Raw genomic sequence first — 12,378 nt, 5'->3', positions numbered from 1 at the left:
GACGCGGTCGCCGGTGAACGCCGGCGATCGCGTCAGTGTCGGCCGGGTGCAGGCGTGAGCCGTGCGAGCTGCGCGTAGTCGATCGACAGGCCGGTGATGTCCGGTCGCACCGCACGCAACGTGCACACGAGCTCGCCGTAGGTGTCGGCGAGCTGGGCGAACAACGTCGCATAGGCCGAGCGGCCGGCTTCGGCCACGCCCTGATAGGCGCTGCGGCCCATGTCGATGAAGTAGCGCACGTTAACGCGCCGTCGTTCGGCGAGCGCGGGATACAGTCCGGCGATCAGCAGGCAGCGATCGCCGACGTCACGCAGTGATTCCTCGCGGGCGCGCCCTGCCAGCGACTGCGCATGCAGCCATTCGAGCGCCTGTGTGCGCGCGAGCAGGTGGTTGTCGCCCTGATGGCGCAGCAGCACGAATACCAGATAGCTCTCGCGCGATTCGTCGAGCGCGCAACCGGCACGCTCACCCGCCTCGTGCACCAGCGCCTGCCACAGCTCGGCCGACGCACCCCGTTGCAGTGAAGCCATCCCCGGACCTCCGTCGCCAAAAGCCCCATGCCTTGGCTATCGGCCCACCTCGGGCCAACTGGAGTCAGGATTAGCGCGTGTCGGGTGAACGCGACCCGAAAGCGCGACCGGGTCAGGGTCGATAGACCCAATGCCGCGAGAGCACGAAGCCGATGACACCGAGGATGAACTCCACGCCCGGCTTCGCGAGCCACGCCCAATGCAGGCCGACGACGTCGTCGATCGCACCCATCGACCACGTACTCACCACGGTCGTCGACAGCCACATGACGAGGTAGCGCGTGAACTGCGGGCCGCCCAGCGTCGTGTCGCCGTCGCCGAACGTGAAACGCCCGTTCATGCGGAAGCCGAGCAGCGCGCCGGCGATACGGCCGATGACGTTCGCGATCTCGATTCCCATGCCCGCGTGGCTCAGCGCCACGACCACCGCCCAGTCGACCAGCCACTGGATCAGGCCGATGGTGAGATAGGCGCGGCTCTGTCGACTGAGGCTCATCGGGTTCCGGGTTCGGGAAGGCGCCAGCACTCTACCGGGCCGACGGTCAGGAGCGGGTAGGCACCGGCGCGGGCCAAGCCGGCGCGGCGTGCAGGTGTGGCGTCCGGCGTGCGCAGCAGGACGATGCCGATGCGGGCGTCCCGCAGCACACGTGACCAGGCCTCGCCGGTTGCATCGCCGTCGGCCGACGTCGCGGCCGCATTCATCCGCGGCGCGTACCACAGCGTGGTGCGACCGCGACCGGCCAGCTCCGCATGCGTTGCGCCGCCAAGGTCGAGCACGGTCGCCGTCGGAGCGACCGCGCGAAGTCGTTCGATGGCGAGACGTTCCGGCGCGTAACGCATCAACAGCGGCTCATCGCGTCCACCCGCGACCAACGCGCGCTTGATGCCGCCGGTATGCAGGATCCACTGCGCGTTCGCCTGGAACGCGATGTCGAGCACGCACAGCGCGACGCCGAGCAGCACCGCACGGCGCGGCGGCAGCACGCGCGCCATCGCGACGACGGCGGTCGGAATCAGCACCGCCAGACCCGGCACGACGTAACGCGCATAGGCGATGACGGCCATCGGGGCGATCACGGCGAACAGCGCGCACAGCGCGATCGCCCGCGTACGCCGGTCGATCACCGCCGCGATCGCCGCGCCCGACAGCGTGATGAGCGCGAATCCAACCCCGCCGTCCCACCCTTCGAGGTGCCGGTGCGTCATGAAGGTCATCGACCACGGCAATGGCACCCAAGGCACGCGTTGCCAGCGCGCATCGCTGAAGTCGACGGGCGGAAAGCACGGCGAGTGGAAGACGCCGTTGAGTAGCGGAAGTACCGGATTGCCGCAGGTGACCGTGGCGTAGGCGTAGCTCGATCCACCGACGATCAGGAACGCGACGATGGCCGCCAGCACGTGCAGCGGTCGCACCTGCACACGGTGTCGCCATGCGGCGAGCAATACCAACGGCAGGCCAGCGACGAGGTGGATGGGCTTGAGGCCGGCGAGGAATCCGGCGATAAGCGCGACGGCGATGACACCGCGTGCGTCGTTCCTTGGCTTCACTGCGAGCGCGGCGAGTGCGAGCAGCGCTGCTGTTGCCGGAAGCTCCGTGTGCATGCTGCCGGCGAGCGCCGCGATCGGTGGCAGGGTCACCACAAGTGCGACGGAAAGAGCGCGCATCGCCGCGTTCGCACCTAGCGATGCGGACAATCGATAGGCACCTACGGCGATCGCGAGCAACCACGCCGCGTCCAGCGCACCGCGCGCTTCCTGTCGCGCGAGCAGTTGCGCGATCGCCTGCAGCACGTCGCCGGCCCACGGCGCGAGCGCCCATACCTGCTGCGACGCGTCCAGCGCATAGCGGCCACGCTCGAACAGCTGCCACGGCAGGCCGAGGTGATAGGCGAGATCGTCGTACTGCAGCGTCGGCAACCATGCGCCCGCGGACGCGAGGCCGACGGCTAGGGCCGCAGCCGCCCACGCGCGCGGCGCTGCGTCGACGGTCGCCTGCCATGCAGCGACACCACCGCGTACAGCGCCGAGCACCGCACGACGACGCAACAGGATGACGCCGCTGCACATCGCCGCGTAGAGCCAGGTCGAGTGAATGGGCACCGGCAACAGCCAGCCGACGACACCCGCGATCACCGCTGCACCGATCACGAACGCGCCGCCCATCTCATCGACGCAGCAGGTGCCGATCGCGATCGCCGCGCCCGCGAGCAATGCTGTCGCGAGCACCGGCAAGGGCCCCGCCATCACGGCCAGCGCGACGATCGCGATCAGCGCGATGCCATCGACCAGACGGCGACGTGCGACCCGCGCGACACCCCACGCCAGCGCCAGCCACAACACGGCGAGCACCAGCGACTCACCGAAGCGCGCCGCCGGCAATGCGGTCCACAACCGATGCCAGACGAAGCCGGCCACGCACGCGAGCGCGCCCGCCTCGACGAGGCGTCGCTGGACGAGGACGCCGGGCGTCGAAGGAGCGGGCGATGCGGACACCGGCGGCATGGTAGAGGCTCGCCGCGCGCTTTCACATGGCGACGCCACGCCTGCCGCGACGCGACCGCTAGAATCCCGACTCCGTCCCGCTGCCCGTGACTGCCATGCCCGCGCCCCTGCACGTCGTCATCCTCGCCGCCGGCGAAGGCAAGCGCATGAAGTCCGCCAAGCCGAAGGTGCTGCAGACGGTCGCAGGCATTCCGATGCTGCAGCACGTCGTCGACACCGCACGCGTGCTCGCGCCGGCCGGCATCCACGTCGTCTACGGCCATCGAGGCGACCAGGTGCTCGCCGCGTTCGACGGCCAGAGCGATCTCGACTGGGTCGAGCAGACCGAACGCCTCGGCACCGGCCACGCCGTGCTGCAGGCCATGCCGGAAATCGAGCAGGACGCGCGCGTGCTCGTGCTCTACGGCGACGTGCCGCTGATCCGCACGCACACGCTGCAGAAGCTGCTCGAGGCCGAGGGCCGGATGGCGATGCTCGCCGCGGAACTCGACGACCCGAACGGCTACGGCCGCGTGATCCGCGACGCGGCCGGCAAGGTCGCGCGCATCGTCGAGCAGAAGGACGCGACCGACGACGAGCGCGAGATCACCACGATCAACACCGGCATCCTCGTCGCCGACGCCGAACCGCTGCGTCGCTGGCTGGCGCATCTGTCCAACGACAACGCGCAGCGCGAGTACTACCTCACCGACGTGTTCGCCGCCGCGGCGGACGAATTCAGCCCGGCGGAACTCGTGCTGGTCGACGATCCCATCGAGGTGGAAGGCGCGAACGATCGTTGGCAGCTCGCGCAGCTCGAGCGCGCGCTGCAGCGTCGCTGCGCGCATGCGCTGTGCGCCGCGGGCGCGACGCTTGCGGACCCCGTCCGTTTCGACCAGCGCGGCACGGTGCGCGTCGGCATGGATGTGGCGATCGATGTCGACGTCATCCTCGAAGGCGATGTCGAGCTCGGCGACGGCGTGCGCATCGGCCCCTTCTGCCGGCTGAAGGACGTCAAGCTCGGCCCGGGCACGGAAGTGCGCGCGCATTGCGACCTCGAGGGGGTCGTCGTCGAAGGCGCCGCACAGATCGGTCCGTTTGCGCGCCTGCGCCCGGGCACCGTGCTCGCCGACGGCGTGCACATCGGCAATTTCGTCGAGACGAAGGCGACGACGATGGGCGTGTCGAGCAAGGCGAACCACCTCGCCTATCTCGGCGACTCGGTCATCGGCAGCCGCGTCAACGTCGGCGCCGGCACCATCACCTGCAACTACGACGGCGCGAACAAGCACCGCACCACGATCGAGGACGAGGCCTTCATCGGCTCGAACAGCTCACTGGTGGCGCCGGTGACGATCGGCGCCGGTGCGACGATCGGTGCGGGTTCGGTGATCACGCGCGATGCGCCGGCGGGCGAACTAACCGTCGGCCGCGCGCGCCAGACCACGCTCGAAGGCTGGCATCGCCCGAAGAAGACGCCCCGCTGAGCGTCGCGGTCAGGCGCGCTTAGCGGCCTCGACCGGCGCGCGTGCGCGCGCCCGCGTCCTCTACACCACCATCGCAAAATGCTGACGCGGCGCCGCGCAACCTGACCGCGCTCGGCCGTACCGACAGGCGCTCGCAACACAAGCACTCCCGCGCGCACTACGACTCACCGCGCGCATTCCAGGTCAGGACAGGGACACGCCGTGTCCATCGAATCCCCGATCATCCGCGATGCCCCCGCCCGCGTGCAGCGCTCGGGCTACCTCGATCGTCGCCTCGCCGAACTGCTCGCGTTCGCGGATGTCGAGTTCGACGGCCCGAAGCCGACGGACATCCGTGTTCGCGCGCCGGGCTTCGCGGCCCGCGTTCTACGTGACGGATCGCTGGGGCTCGGCGAGTCCTACATGGACGGCGTGTGGGGCACCGACGACCTCGACGGCCTGCTGACGCGTTTGCTCGATGCGCATCTCGACGAGCGCGTGCGCGGCATGACGGCGATCTGGGCCGGCGTGCGCGCCGCGTTGACCAACGTGCAGTCCACCCGACGCGCGCGGCGCGTCGGTCGCGTCCACTACGACCTCGGCAACGACCTGTTCCGCGCCATGCTCGGCAGTCGCATGGTCTACAGCTGCGCGTACTGGGCGCATGCCGCCACGCTGGACGACGCCCAGGAGGCGAAGCTGGACCTCATCGCGCGCAAGCTGCAATTACAGCCCGGGATGACGATGCTCGACATCGGTTGCGGCTGGGGCGAAGCGCTGAAGTTCATGGCCGAGCGCTACGGCATCCGTGGCGTCGGCGTCACCATTTCCGCGGAGCAGGCGGAGTTCGCGCGTGACCTGTGCCGCGGTCTTCCGATCGATATCCGTCTACAGGACTATCGGGAACTCGAAGGCCGGTTCGATCGCGTGTTCTCGATCGGCATGTTCGAACACGTCGGCGAGCGCAACTATCGCAGCTACTTCGAGGCCGTGCGCCGTTGCCTCATGCCCGATGGCCTGACGCTGCTGCACACGATCGGCTCGAACGTATCGGTGCGCACGACCGACCCCTGGATCGACCGTTACATCTTCCCCAACTCGATGCTGCCGTCTGCGGCGCAGATCATGCGTGCGTCCGAAAGGCTGTTCGTGCTCGAGGACTGGCACGGTTTCGGGCCGGACTACGACCGCACCCTGCAGGCCTGGCGCGCGAACATCGAGCGTGCATGGCCGTCGCGCTACGACGAACGCTTCCGCCGCATGTGGCGCTTCTATCTCGCCGCGAGCATGGCGACCTTCCGGACGCGGCAGGCGCAGCTGTGGCAGTTCGTGTTCTCGCCGAACGGCGTGCCCGGCGGCTATCGCGAAGTGCGCTGAACGCGACTACGGCGCATCGGAGGACGATGCACGCGAACCCGGGCGCACGCGCAGGCGATCCGACGTGACACCCGCACGCGAGTTGTCGGCCAGCCATTCGTGAAGGCCGATGATGCCGAGCTGCGCGGACGCCGCCAGATGGCAGAGTCGCTCGGTCACCCAGCCGCGGTGCGCGCTTCGCGTCTGCGCGAGCACACGCACGCAGGCATCGAGGAAACCGTCGATCACGGGGGACGGCCACGTCGGCATGCCACCGGTGGACGGGTTGCGACGCGGCTGCAGGCGGCCCAGCACGAGCGCGAGCTTGCCCAGCTCCAGCTCGAGCTCGCTGCGTGTCAGCGTGCGCTGTCCATCCGTGCCCCCGGTGACGCTCATCTTGCGTGTCGCCCCTTTGCCGCTGCCACGCGATCCTCCGGACCAAGCGTCAGCGCGATGTCACGACGGCCCGTTCACGAATGTGTAGCGTTAAGCAGGCAGTGTCATCGACACGCAGAGCCCGCCACCGTTGCGGTTGGCGAGCGATACGCGCCCGCCGTGCGCTTCCGCGATTTCGCGCACCAGCGCCAAGCCCAAGCCGGTGCCGTTGCGCTTGGTCGAATAGAACGGCAGCAAGGCGTTCGCGAGCACGGCTTCGTTCATGCCCTGCCCGCGGTCGAGAACGTCGATGCGCCAGGCGTCGGGCAGCCTGCGCAGCACCAGCTCGACATCCTCATGCGACGACCCGGATTCGTGCGCGTTCTTCAGCAGGTTCAGCAGTGCCTGCTCCATTTGCGCGAGGTCGATGCGCACCACGCCCTCGACATCGGTCTCGCCCTTGAACGGCACCTGCGCGTGCAGCTGCGCGAGGAAGCGCGACCACTCGACGGGCTCCGCACGTGGCGCCGGCAGCTTCGCGAAACGCGCGTAGTCGCGAATGAAGCCTTCGAGGTGGCGCGCGCGCTCCTCGATGGTCGACAGCGCCGTCGGCAACCGATCGTACTGGCCGCGACGCACCAGTTCCGCACCCGAATGCGCAAGCGATGCGATCGGCGCCAGCGAGTTGTTGAGCTCGTGCGAGATCACGCGGATGACCTTCTTCCACGTCTGCACTTCCTGGCGACGCAGTTCGGCGGTGAGCTGGCGCAGCAGCACGAGCTCATGTCGACGTCCGTTGAGGCGGAAGTGCCTACGCGAGAGGTGGTAGACATCCTCGTCGTCGTCATCGCCGACGGTGAACATCGCATCGCCACCGCGATCGAAGGCATCGCGCAGCGCTTCCGGCGCATCGATCAGCAGGTCGCCGAACATCCGGCCTTCGAGACGTTTGCCGTCGCCCAACATGCGGCGCGCAGCGAGGTTCGCATGGACGACGTGGCCGGACGGCCCGACCAGCACCATCGACACCGGCGTGTTCTGCACCATGGTGTCGAGCAGCAGCTCGCGCTGCACGAGCGCGACGCGTTGCTCACGCAGCACGTCGCCGAGCGCGTTGTGGCTGTCGACCAGTTCGCGCAGTTCGTCGTCGCCGTCCCACTGGATGCCGAAACTGAAATCGCCATCGCGATAGCTCGCGACCGTGCCGGCGAGCGCGCGGAACAGCGAGTGCATCGGCGCGAGCAGGCGACGCACGTGGTAGACGAGCAGCGGCAGGTCGAGCACGACGGCGAGCGCGATCGAGGTGGCCGCCTGGTGGAGCACGAAGCGATCCAGCAGCAGCGCGAGCGACGCCGCGAACAGCGCGTGCAGCGCTGCGACCAGCGAGAACGTGATCGTCAGCGGCAGCCGACGCAACGCGCGCATGACATCCCATCCGCAATGGCGGCGCACCCGTTCATGGGCGCCCGATGCCCAGCCGCTCCATGCGGCGATACAGCGCCTGGCGGCTCAGCCCCAGGTCGGCCGCGGCCTGCGCAACGACGCCCGCGTGCCGCGTAAGCGCGGCTTCGATGCTCGATCGATCCGGTTCATCGGCGGAGGCTGGCACGATCGCTGCTGCCGGCAACCCGAGATCGCGCGCTTCGATCGCATCCGAACGCGAGAGCAACGCCGCGCGCTGCACGACGTTGCGCAGTTCGCGCACGTTGCCGGGCCATGCATGCGCGAGCAGCGCACGTTCGGCGTCGACCGCAAGCCGCTTGCCACGCGGGAGGAAATGACGGGCGAGCGGAAGGATGTCGTCGGGCCGCTCGGCGAGCGCCGGCACGCGCACTTCGACGGCGTTGAGGCGATAGAACAGATCCTGGCGGAACTGTCCGGCCGCGATCATCGCGGGCAGGTCGGCGTTCGTCGCACTGACGACACGGACCTTGACCGTGCGTTCCCGGTTGCCGCCGAGGCGCTCGAAGCGCCCCGTTTCCAGCACGCGCAGCAGCTTGACCTGCCCCGCCGGCGGCAGCGTGCCGATCTCGTCGAGGAACAGGGTGCCGCCATCCGCGGCTTCGAACTTGCCTTCGCGTGCGCGGTTCGCACCGGTGTAGGCGCCCGCTTCCGCACCGAACAGTTCGGCTTCGATCAGTTCACCCGGCAGTGCGCCGCAGTTGAGCGCGACGAACGGACCGTTCTTCACCGCCGAGTTCGCGTGCACGATCTCGGCGAACTTCTCCTTGCCGGCGCCATTTGGCCCGGTGATCAGCACGGGCAATTCCGAGCGCGCGACCTGACCCGCGAGCGAGAGCGCCGCCTCGGTCGCCGCATCGGCGAACACGACGTCGCGCAGGTCGAACTCACGGGTCAGTGCCTCGCGACGCCGCCGCTCGGACGAGAGACGACGCCCGATCTCCTGCCGCGCCTGCGACAGCTCGAGCAGGTTGTTGACCGATGCCATCAGGCGACGGTCATCCCACGGCTTGCCGAGGTAATCCGCCGCGCCGGCGCGCACGAGGTCGACGGCCGCGTCGAGATGCGTCCATGCGGTCAGCAGGATCACCGGCAGGTCCGGATGGCGCGCGCGGATCTCGGCGAACAGCGCGCGGCCCTCCTCGCCCGACGTGGTGTCGGCGTGGAAGTTCATGTCCTGCACGACCATGTCGACCGCTTCGCGATCGAGCACCGCGAGGCCGGCATCCGGCGACTCGGCGCGCAGCGTCTCGATGTCGTGCAGCGAGAACAGCACGTCGAGCGCGGTGGCGACCGCGGGGTTGTCGTCGATGACGAGCACGCGCGCCATCAGGCCACCGTTTCGTCGATGGCCGCGCACATCGGTTGACGTGCGCGGCGGTGGGTGTCGGACATGGCTTCCCCTGGGGACATCAGGCGCTGCGCGTGGCGATCGCCGGCGGGACCGCGGCCGCGCGCGACGCCGGCCCGTACACCGCCAGTATGCCCAAGCCCCACAGCGTCAGCATGCCGTAGCCGAGGTAGGCCAGCGGCAGGCGCGGCAGCTCCATCGTGCTGACCAGCACCTGGTTGAGCGCAAGCGCGAGCGCGATGCCGATGACGATGCCGATCGTGCTGATCATCGCGTTCTCGACGAGGAAGTAGCGAAGGATGTCGACCTTCGTCGCGCCCAGCGCACGGCGCACGCCGATCTGCTTGCGACGCTGCGTCACCCACAGGCTGGCGAGGCCGACGATGCCGCTGCCCGTCACGAGCAGCAGGCCGACCGTCACCGCGATCAGCATGCCGGCGATCGAGCGCTCGCCCTGGTAGCGGCGCGCACGCGTGTCATCGGCGGAGCGGTTGGACGTCAGCACGCGGTCGTTGCGCAGCTTGACGAGCGCATCTTCGGCGGCGCGCATCACGCGGTCGCGCTGGCCTGGCGCCGTGTGCACGGCGTAGGAGCCCTCGCTGGCGATGTAGCGCACCGGCAGCACGAAGCTGCTGTAGGCGTTGTCGCTGCGCTGCGCGAACGGCGTCATCAGCGTGTCGATCACGCCGACCACCCGCATGGGCACGCTGTCCGTGCCACTGCCGAGCGACACCGGGCGACCGACGTACGACGTCGCGTCCGGCCACAGCTTCTTCGCCATCGCCTTGGTGACGAGCACGCTGTCGGCGCCGAGCTGCCCGGTGTCGGGATCGACGGTGCGCACGTCGTCCGCAGTGAAGTCCCGGCCTTCGACGATCTTGAGCCCGAGCGTCTTGACCATGGAATCCGGCGAGAAGTACGCGGCGCCGTTGACGCCCGACGAGGGGTCCTGCGGCGTCGTGGTGAGGCCGAGGCCCCAGCCGTTCTGCGTCATCGGGTACTGGTTGACCCACGCGGCGTCGACGACGCCGGGGATCGCCTTCAGTACCTCGACGTCGCGCTTCTGCATCGCTTCCTTGTCGGCCATGTCACCAATGCCGGCGAACGTGATGAAGAAGCTGTTTGCCTCGTCGATGCCGCTCGGTCGAATCGAGCGGGCGACGCGATCGTTCACGATGTAGAGCGCGTTCGCGATGATCGCGAGCGTCAGTGCGATCTGTGCGGCGATAAGCACGGCGCCGGTCTTGCTGCGCAGGAGCGCGGACAGGATGGGACGGATTTCCATGACGTTCTCCGCTTACTGCGACTTGAGCTGGACGGCCGGGCGCACCTGGCACGCGCGCCAGGTGGGCAGCAGGCCGGCGAGCAGGCTGGCGAGGATGGACAGGCCGATCGCGGTGCCGAGCATCACCCAGTCCATGTGCGCGAGCGCCTTGATCTGGTCGGACTGGTGCGCCATCAGCGCGAGGATGCCGAACGTCAACGCGACGCCGAGCGCACCGCCGACCACGCCGATCACGCCGGACTCGGTGAGGTACTGCTTGAACACCTCGATGCGCGGCGCGCCGAGCGCACGACGTACGCCGATCTCGCCGCTGCGTGCGGTGAACTTGGCGAGCAGCAGGCCGATGACGTTGACCAGGCAGACGAGCAGGAAGCCGAAGGCGAGCCAGGTCTGCAGGCGGCTGTCGTCGCTGACGACTTCCTGCTGGTCCAGCCATTCCATGACGTTGTAGGTGCGGTTGTTGAGGGGGCGCTCGAAGCGGCCGAGCTTCTTCTGCTCGCGGACGTAGTCGTCGAGGTATTGCGCGTAGGCGGCGCGGTCGCCCGGGCTCGCGAGTTCGGCCCAGAACTGCACCCATACGCATTCCGAATCCATCAGGCCCTGGTAGCCCGGCTTGATCTCGCCATTCGTGTTGCAGTTGACGCTGCCGTTCGGGTCCATCTCGTTGGCGATGGCGTTATTGAACGGGATGAAAACTTCTTCAAACGCGAGCGTGTTGCCGCCGACCAGCCGATAGAACTTCGGCAGCGGCTCCCATTGCCCAACGACGCCGGTGATGCGGTAGTCGTGGTTCTCGAAGCGCAGCGTGCGGCCCACCGGGTTGGCGTCGCCGAACACCTTGTCCGCGAGCTTCTTCGAGATCACCGCGACGTTGCCGCCGCGGCTGTCGTCGGCCGCGCTCCAGGCGCCGCCCTGCGCGAACGGAACGTCGAACATCGAGAAGAAGTCGTTGTTCACGGCTACGCCGTCGACGAGTTCCGGGCGCGCGTCGGGCTTGTTGCCGCTCACCGCGCCGCTGATGCCAAGCACGGCGGTCGCGTGAGCGCTCTTGCCGGATGCGCGCAGCGCCATCGCGTCGCGATAGGTCAGCTGGTCCGGCGGGTCCTTGCTGGGGTTCGGCTGCTGGAGCGGTGCGTTGTCGAGCAGCGGCACGACGAGGCGAGTGGACTTCTGCGGAATCGGATCGCCGCTCATCGCATACAGCAGCGTGAGCGAGGACATGCTTGCGGCGACGCCGACGGCGAGCGTCAACACCATCAGCGCGGTGAGCACGGGATTGCGCCGCAGGTTGCGGACGCCGAGTTTCAGGTAGTAGGTGAACATGGCGGTGACCTCAGACCGATGCCGGCGCGGACGGATGCGTCACCGCGTGCAGCGCGCTGGCGGCGGTGATGTCGGTGACCAGGCCGTCCATGATGTGGATGTTGCGCTGCGCACGCGCGGCGAGCTCCGGGTCGTGCGTGACCATCACGATCGTCGTGCCCTTGGCGTTGATGTCCTCGAGCAGGTCCATGACGCCGCGCGCCATCTGCGAGTCGAGGTTGCCGGTCGGTTCGTCGGCGAGCAGGAGGCGCGGGCTGCCGGCGAGCGCGCGGGCGATCGCGACGCGCTGCTGCTGGCCGCCCGAAAGCTCCGCCGGGAAATGCTTCATGCGCGACGACAGGCCGACCTGTCCGAGGGCGTCCTCGATGCGCTTCTTGCGCTCGGCCGAGCCGAGGCCGCGATAACGCAACGGCACGTCGACGTTGTCGAACAGGTTGAGATCGGGGATCAGGTTGAAGCCCTGGAAGATGAAGCCGATCTTCTCGTTGCGCAGCTTGCTGCGCTGGCCGTCGTTGAGACCCCGCGTGTCGACGCCGTCGAGCTTGTACTCGCCGCCGGTGAAATCCTCGAGCAGCCCGGCGATGTTGAGGAACGTCGTCTTGCCCGAACCCGACGGCCCGGTCACCGCGACGAACTCGCCTTCGCGGACGTGGATGTCGAGACCGCGCAGCGCATGCGTCTCGATCATGTGGGTGCGGTAGACCTTACTGAGCTGCGACATGCGAAGCATGGGGACGTCCTCGGGCTGCG

Annotated in this window: 11 protein-coding genes; 2 read left to right on the top strand and 9 right to left on the bottom strand. The window is 68.6% G+C overall.

From position 1 onward, the window contains the following. Window positions 1–32 precede the first annotated feature (32 nt). From EVS83_RS02670 to EVS83_RS02660, 3 genes are all read right to left on the bottom strand, one after another. Window positions 33–530 carry a hypothetical protein gene (locus EVS83_RS02670; protein ID WP_133499323.1) on the bottom strand — a complete coding sequence of 166 codons (498 nt, stop codon included), beginning with the start codon at window positions 528–530 and terminating at the stop codon, window positions 33–35. A gap of 112 nt (window positions 531–642) precedes the next feature. Beyond that, window positions 643–1,026: a GtrA family protein gene (locus EVS83_RS02665; RefSeq protein ID WP_133499321.1), complete on the bottom strand. Its 384-nt coding sequence runs from the start codon at window positions 1,024–1,026 to the stop codon at window positions 643–645. Next, window positions 1,023–3,032 carry a hypothetical protein gene (locus tag EVS83_RS02660; RefSeq protein ID WP_133499319.1) on the bottom strand — a complete coding sequence of 670 codons (2,010 nt, stop codon included), beginning with the start codon at window positions 3,030–3,032 and terminating at the stop codon, window positions 1,023–1,025. The genes EVS83_RS02665 and EVS83_RS02660 overlap by 4 nt, the downstream gene beginning before the upstream one ends. Window positions 3,033–3,127: 95 nt before the next feature. Between EVS83_RS02660 and glmU the strand changes: the two genes are divergently transcribed. Together glmU and cfa are read left to right on the top strand one after the other, a co-directional pair. After that, window positions 3,128–4,498 (top strand): bifunctional UDP-N-acetylglucosamine diphosphorylase/glucosamine-1-phosphate N-acetyltransferase GlmU, encoded by a 1,371-nt coding sequence (gene glmU, locus EVS83_RS02655; RefSeq protein ID WP_133499317.1) that lies wholly within the window; start codon window positions 3,128–3,130, stop codon window positions 4,496–4,498. Window positions 4,499–4,705: 207 nt separating this feature from the next. Further along, on the top strand, window positions 4,706–5,854 hold the full coding sequence (gene cfa / locus EVS83_RS02650) for a cyclopropane fatty acyl phospholipid synthase (RefSeq protein WP_425456055.1): 1,149 nt from the start codon (window positions 4,706–4,708) through the stop codon (window positions 5,852–5,854). Window positions 5,855–5,860: 6 nt separating this feature from the next. Here the strand turns inward: cfa and EVS83_RS02645 are convergent, their stop codons facing one another. The 6 genes from EVS83_RS02645 to EVS83_RS02620 form a co-directional block, all read right to left on the bottom strand. Next, window positions 5,861–6,229: a hypothetical protein gene (locus EVS83_RS02645; protein ID WP_133499315.1), complete on the bottom strand. Its 369-nt coding sequence runs from the start codon at window positions 6,227–6,229 to the stop codon at window positions 5,861–5,863. 90 nt (window positions 6,230–6,319) lie between these two features. After that, window positions 6,320–7,633 (bottom strand): sensor histidine kinase, encoded by a 1,314-nt coding sequence (locus tag EVS83_RS02640; protein ID WP_133499313.1) that lies wholly within the window; start codon window positions 7,631–7,633, stop codon window positions 6,320–6,322. A 31-nt stretch (window positions 7,634–7,664) separates the two neighbouring features. Continuing rightward, on the bottom strand, window positions 7,665–8,999 hold the full coding sequence (locus EVS83_RS02635; RefSeq protein ID WP_133499311.1) for a sigma-54-dependent transcriptional regulator: 1,335 nt from the start codon (window positions 8,997–8,999) through the stop codon (window positions 7,665–7,667). A gap of 82 nt (window positions 9,000–9,081) precedes the next feature. After that, window positions 9,082–10,305: an ABC transporter permease gene (locus EVS83_RS02630; RefSeq protein ID WP_133499309.1), complete on the bottom strand. Its 1,224-nt coding sequence runs from the start codon at window positions 10,303–10,305 to the stop codon at window positions 9,082–9,084. A 12-nt stretch (window positions 10,306–10,317) separates the two neighbouring features. Continuing rightward, a complete protein-coding gene (locus tag EVS83_RS02625; protein WP_133499307.1) occupies window positions 10,318–11,628 on the bottom strand; it encodes an ABC transporter permease in 1,311 nt (436 codons plus the stop codon). A gap of 10 nt (window positions 11,629–11,638) precedes the next feature. Continuing rightward, window positions 11,639–12,358 (bottom strand): ABC transporter ATP-binding protein, encoded by a 720-nt coding sequence (locus EVS83_RS02620; protein WP_133499305.1) that lies wholly within the window; start codon window positions 12,356–12,358, stop codon window positions 11,639–11,641. Between the last annotated feature and the right edge of the window lie 20 nt (window positions 12,359–12,378).

Origin of the sequence: Cognatilysobacter terrigena, from assembly GCF_004361065.1 — a bacterium.
Lineage (GTDB): Bacteria > Pseudomonadota > Gammaproteobacteria > Xanthomonadales > Xanthomonadaceae > Cognatilysobacter > Cognatilysobacter terrigena.
The sequence above is the reverse complement of the archived record's forward strand: the minus strand, read 5'-3'. Positions and strand labels throughout refer to the sequence as shown.

Coding starts and splice junctions, on each gene's coding strand:
- EVS83_RS02670 (WP_133499323.1), bottom strand. CDS start 530: ATGGCTTCACTGCAACGGGGTGCGTCGGCCGAGCTGTGGCAGGCGCTG.
- EVS83_RS02665 (WP_133499321.1), bottom strand. CDS start 1,026: ATGAGCCTCAGTCGACAGAGCCGCGCCTATCTCACCATCGGCCTGATC.
- EVS83_RS02660 (WP_133499319.1), bottom strand. CDS start 3,032: ATGCCGCCGGTGTCCGCATCGCCCGCTCCTTCGACGCCCGGCGTCCTC.
- glmU (WP_133499317.1), top strand. CDS start 3,128: ATGCCCGCGCCCCTGCACGTCGTCATCCTCGCCGCCGGCGAAGGCAAG.
- EVS83_RS02645 (WP_133499315.1), bottom strand. CDS start 6,229: ATGAGCGTCACCGGGGGCACGGATGGACAGCGCACGCTGACACGCAGC.
- EVS83_RS02640 (WP_133499313.1), bottom strand. CDS start 7,633: ATGCGCGCGTTGCGTCGGCTGCCGCTGACGATCACGTTCTCGCTGGTC.
- EVS83_RS02635 (WP_133499311.1), bottom strand. CDS start 8,999: ATGGCGCGCGTGCTCGTCATCGACGACAACCCCGCGGTCGCCACCGCG.
- EVS83_RS02630 (WP_133499309.1), bottom strand. CDS start 10,305: ATGGAAATCCGTCCCATCCTGTCCGCGCTCCTGCGCAGCAAGACCGGC.
- EVS83_RS02625 (WP_133499307.1), bottom strand. CDS start 11,628: ATGTTCACCTACTACCTGAAACTCGGCGTCCGCAACCTGCGGCGCAAT.
- EVS83_RS02620 (WP_133499305.1), bottom strand. CDS start 12,358: ATGCTTCGCATGTCGCAGCTCAGTAAGGTCTACCGCACCCACATGATC.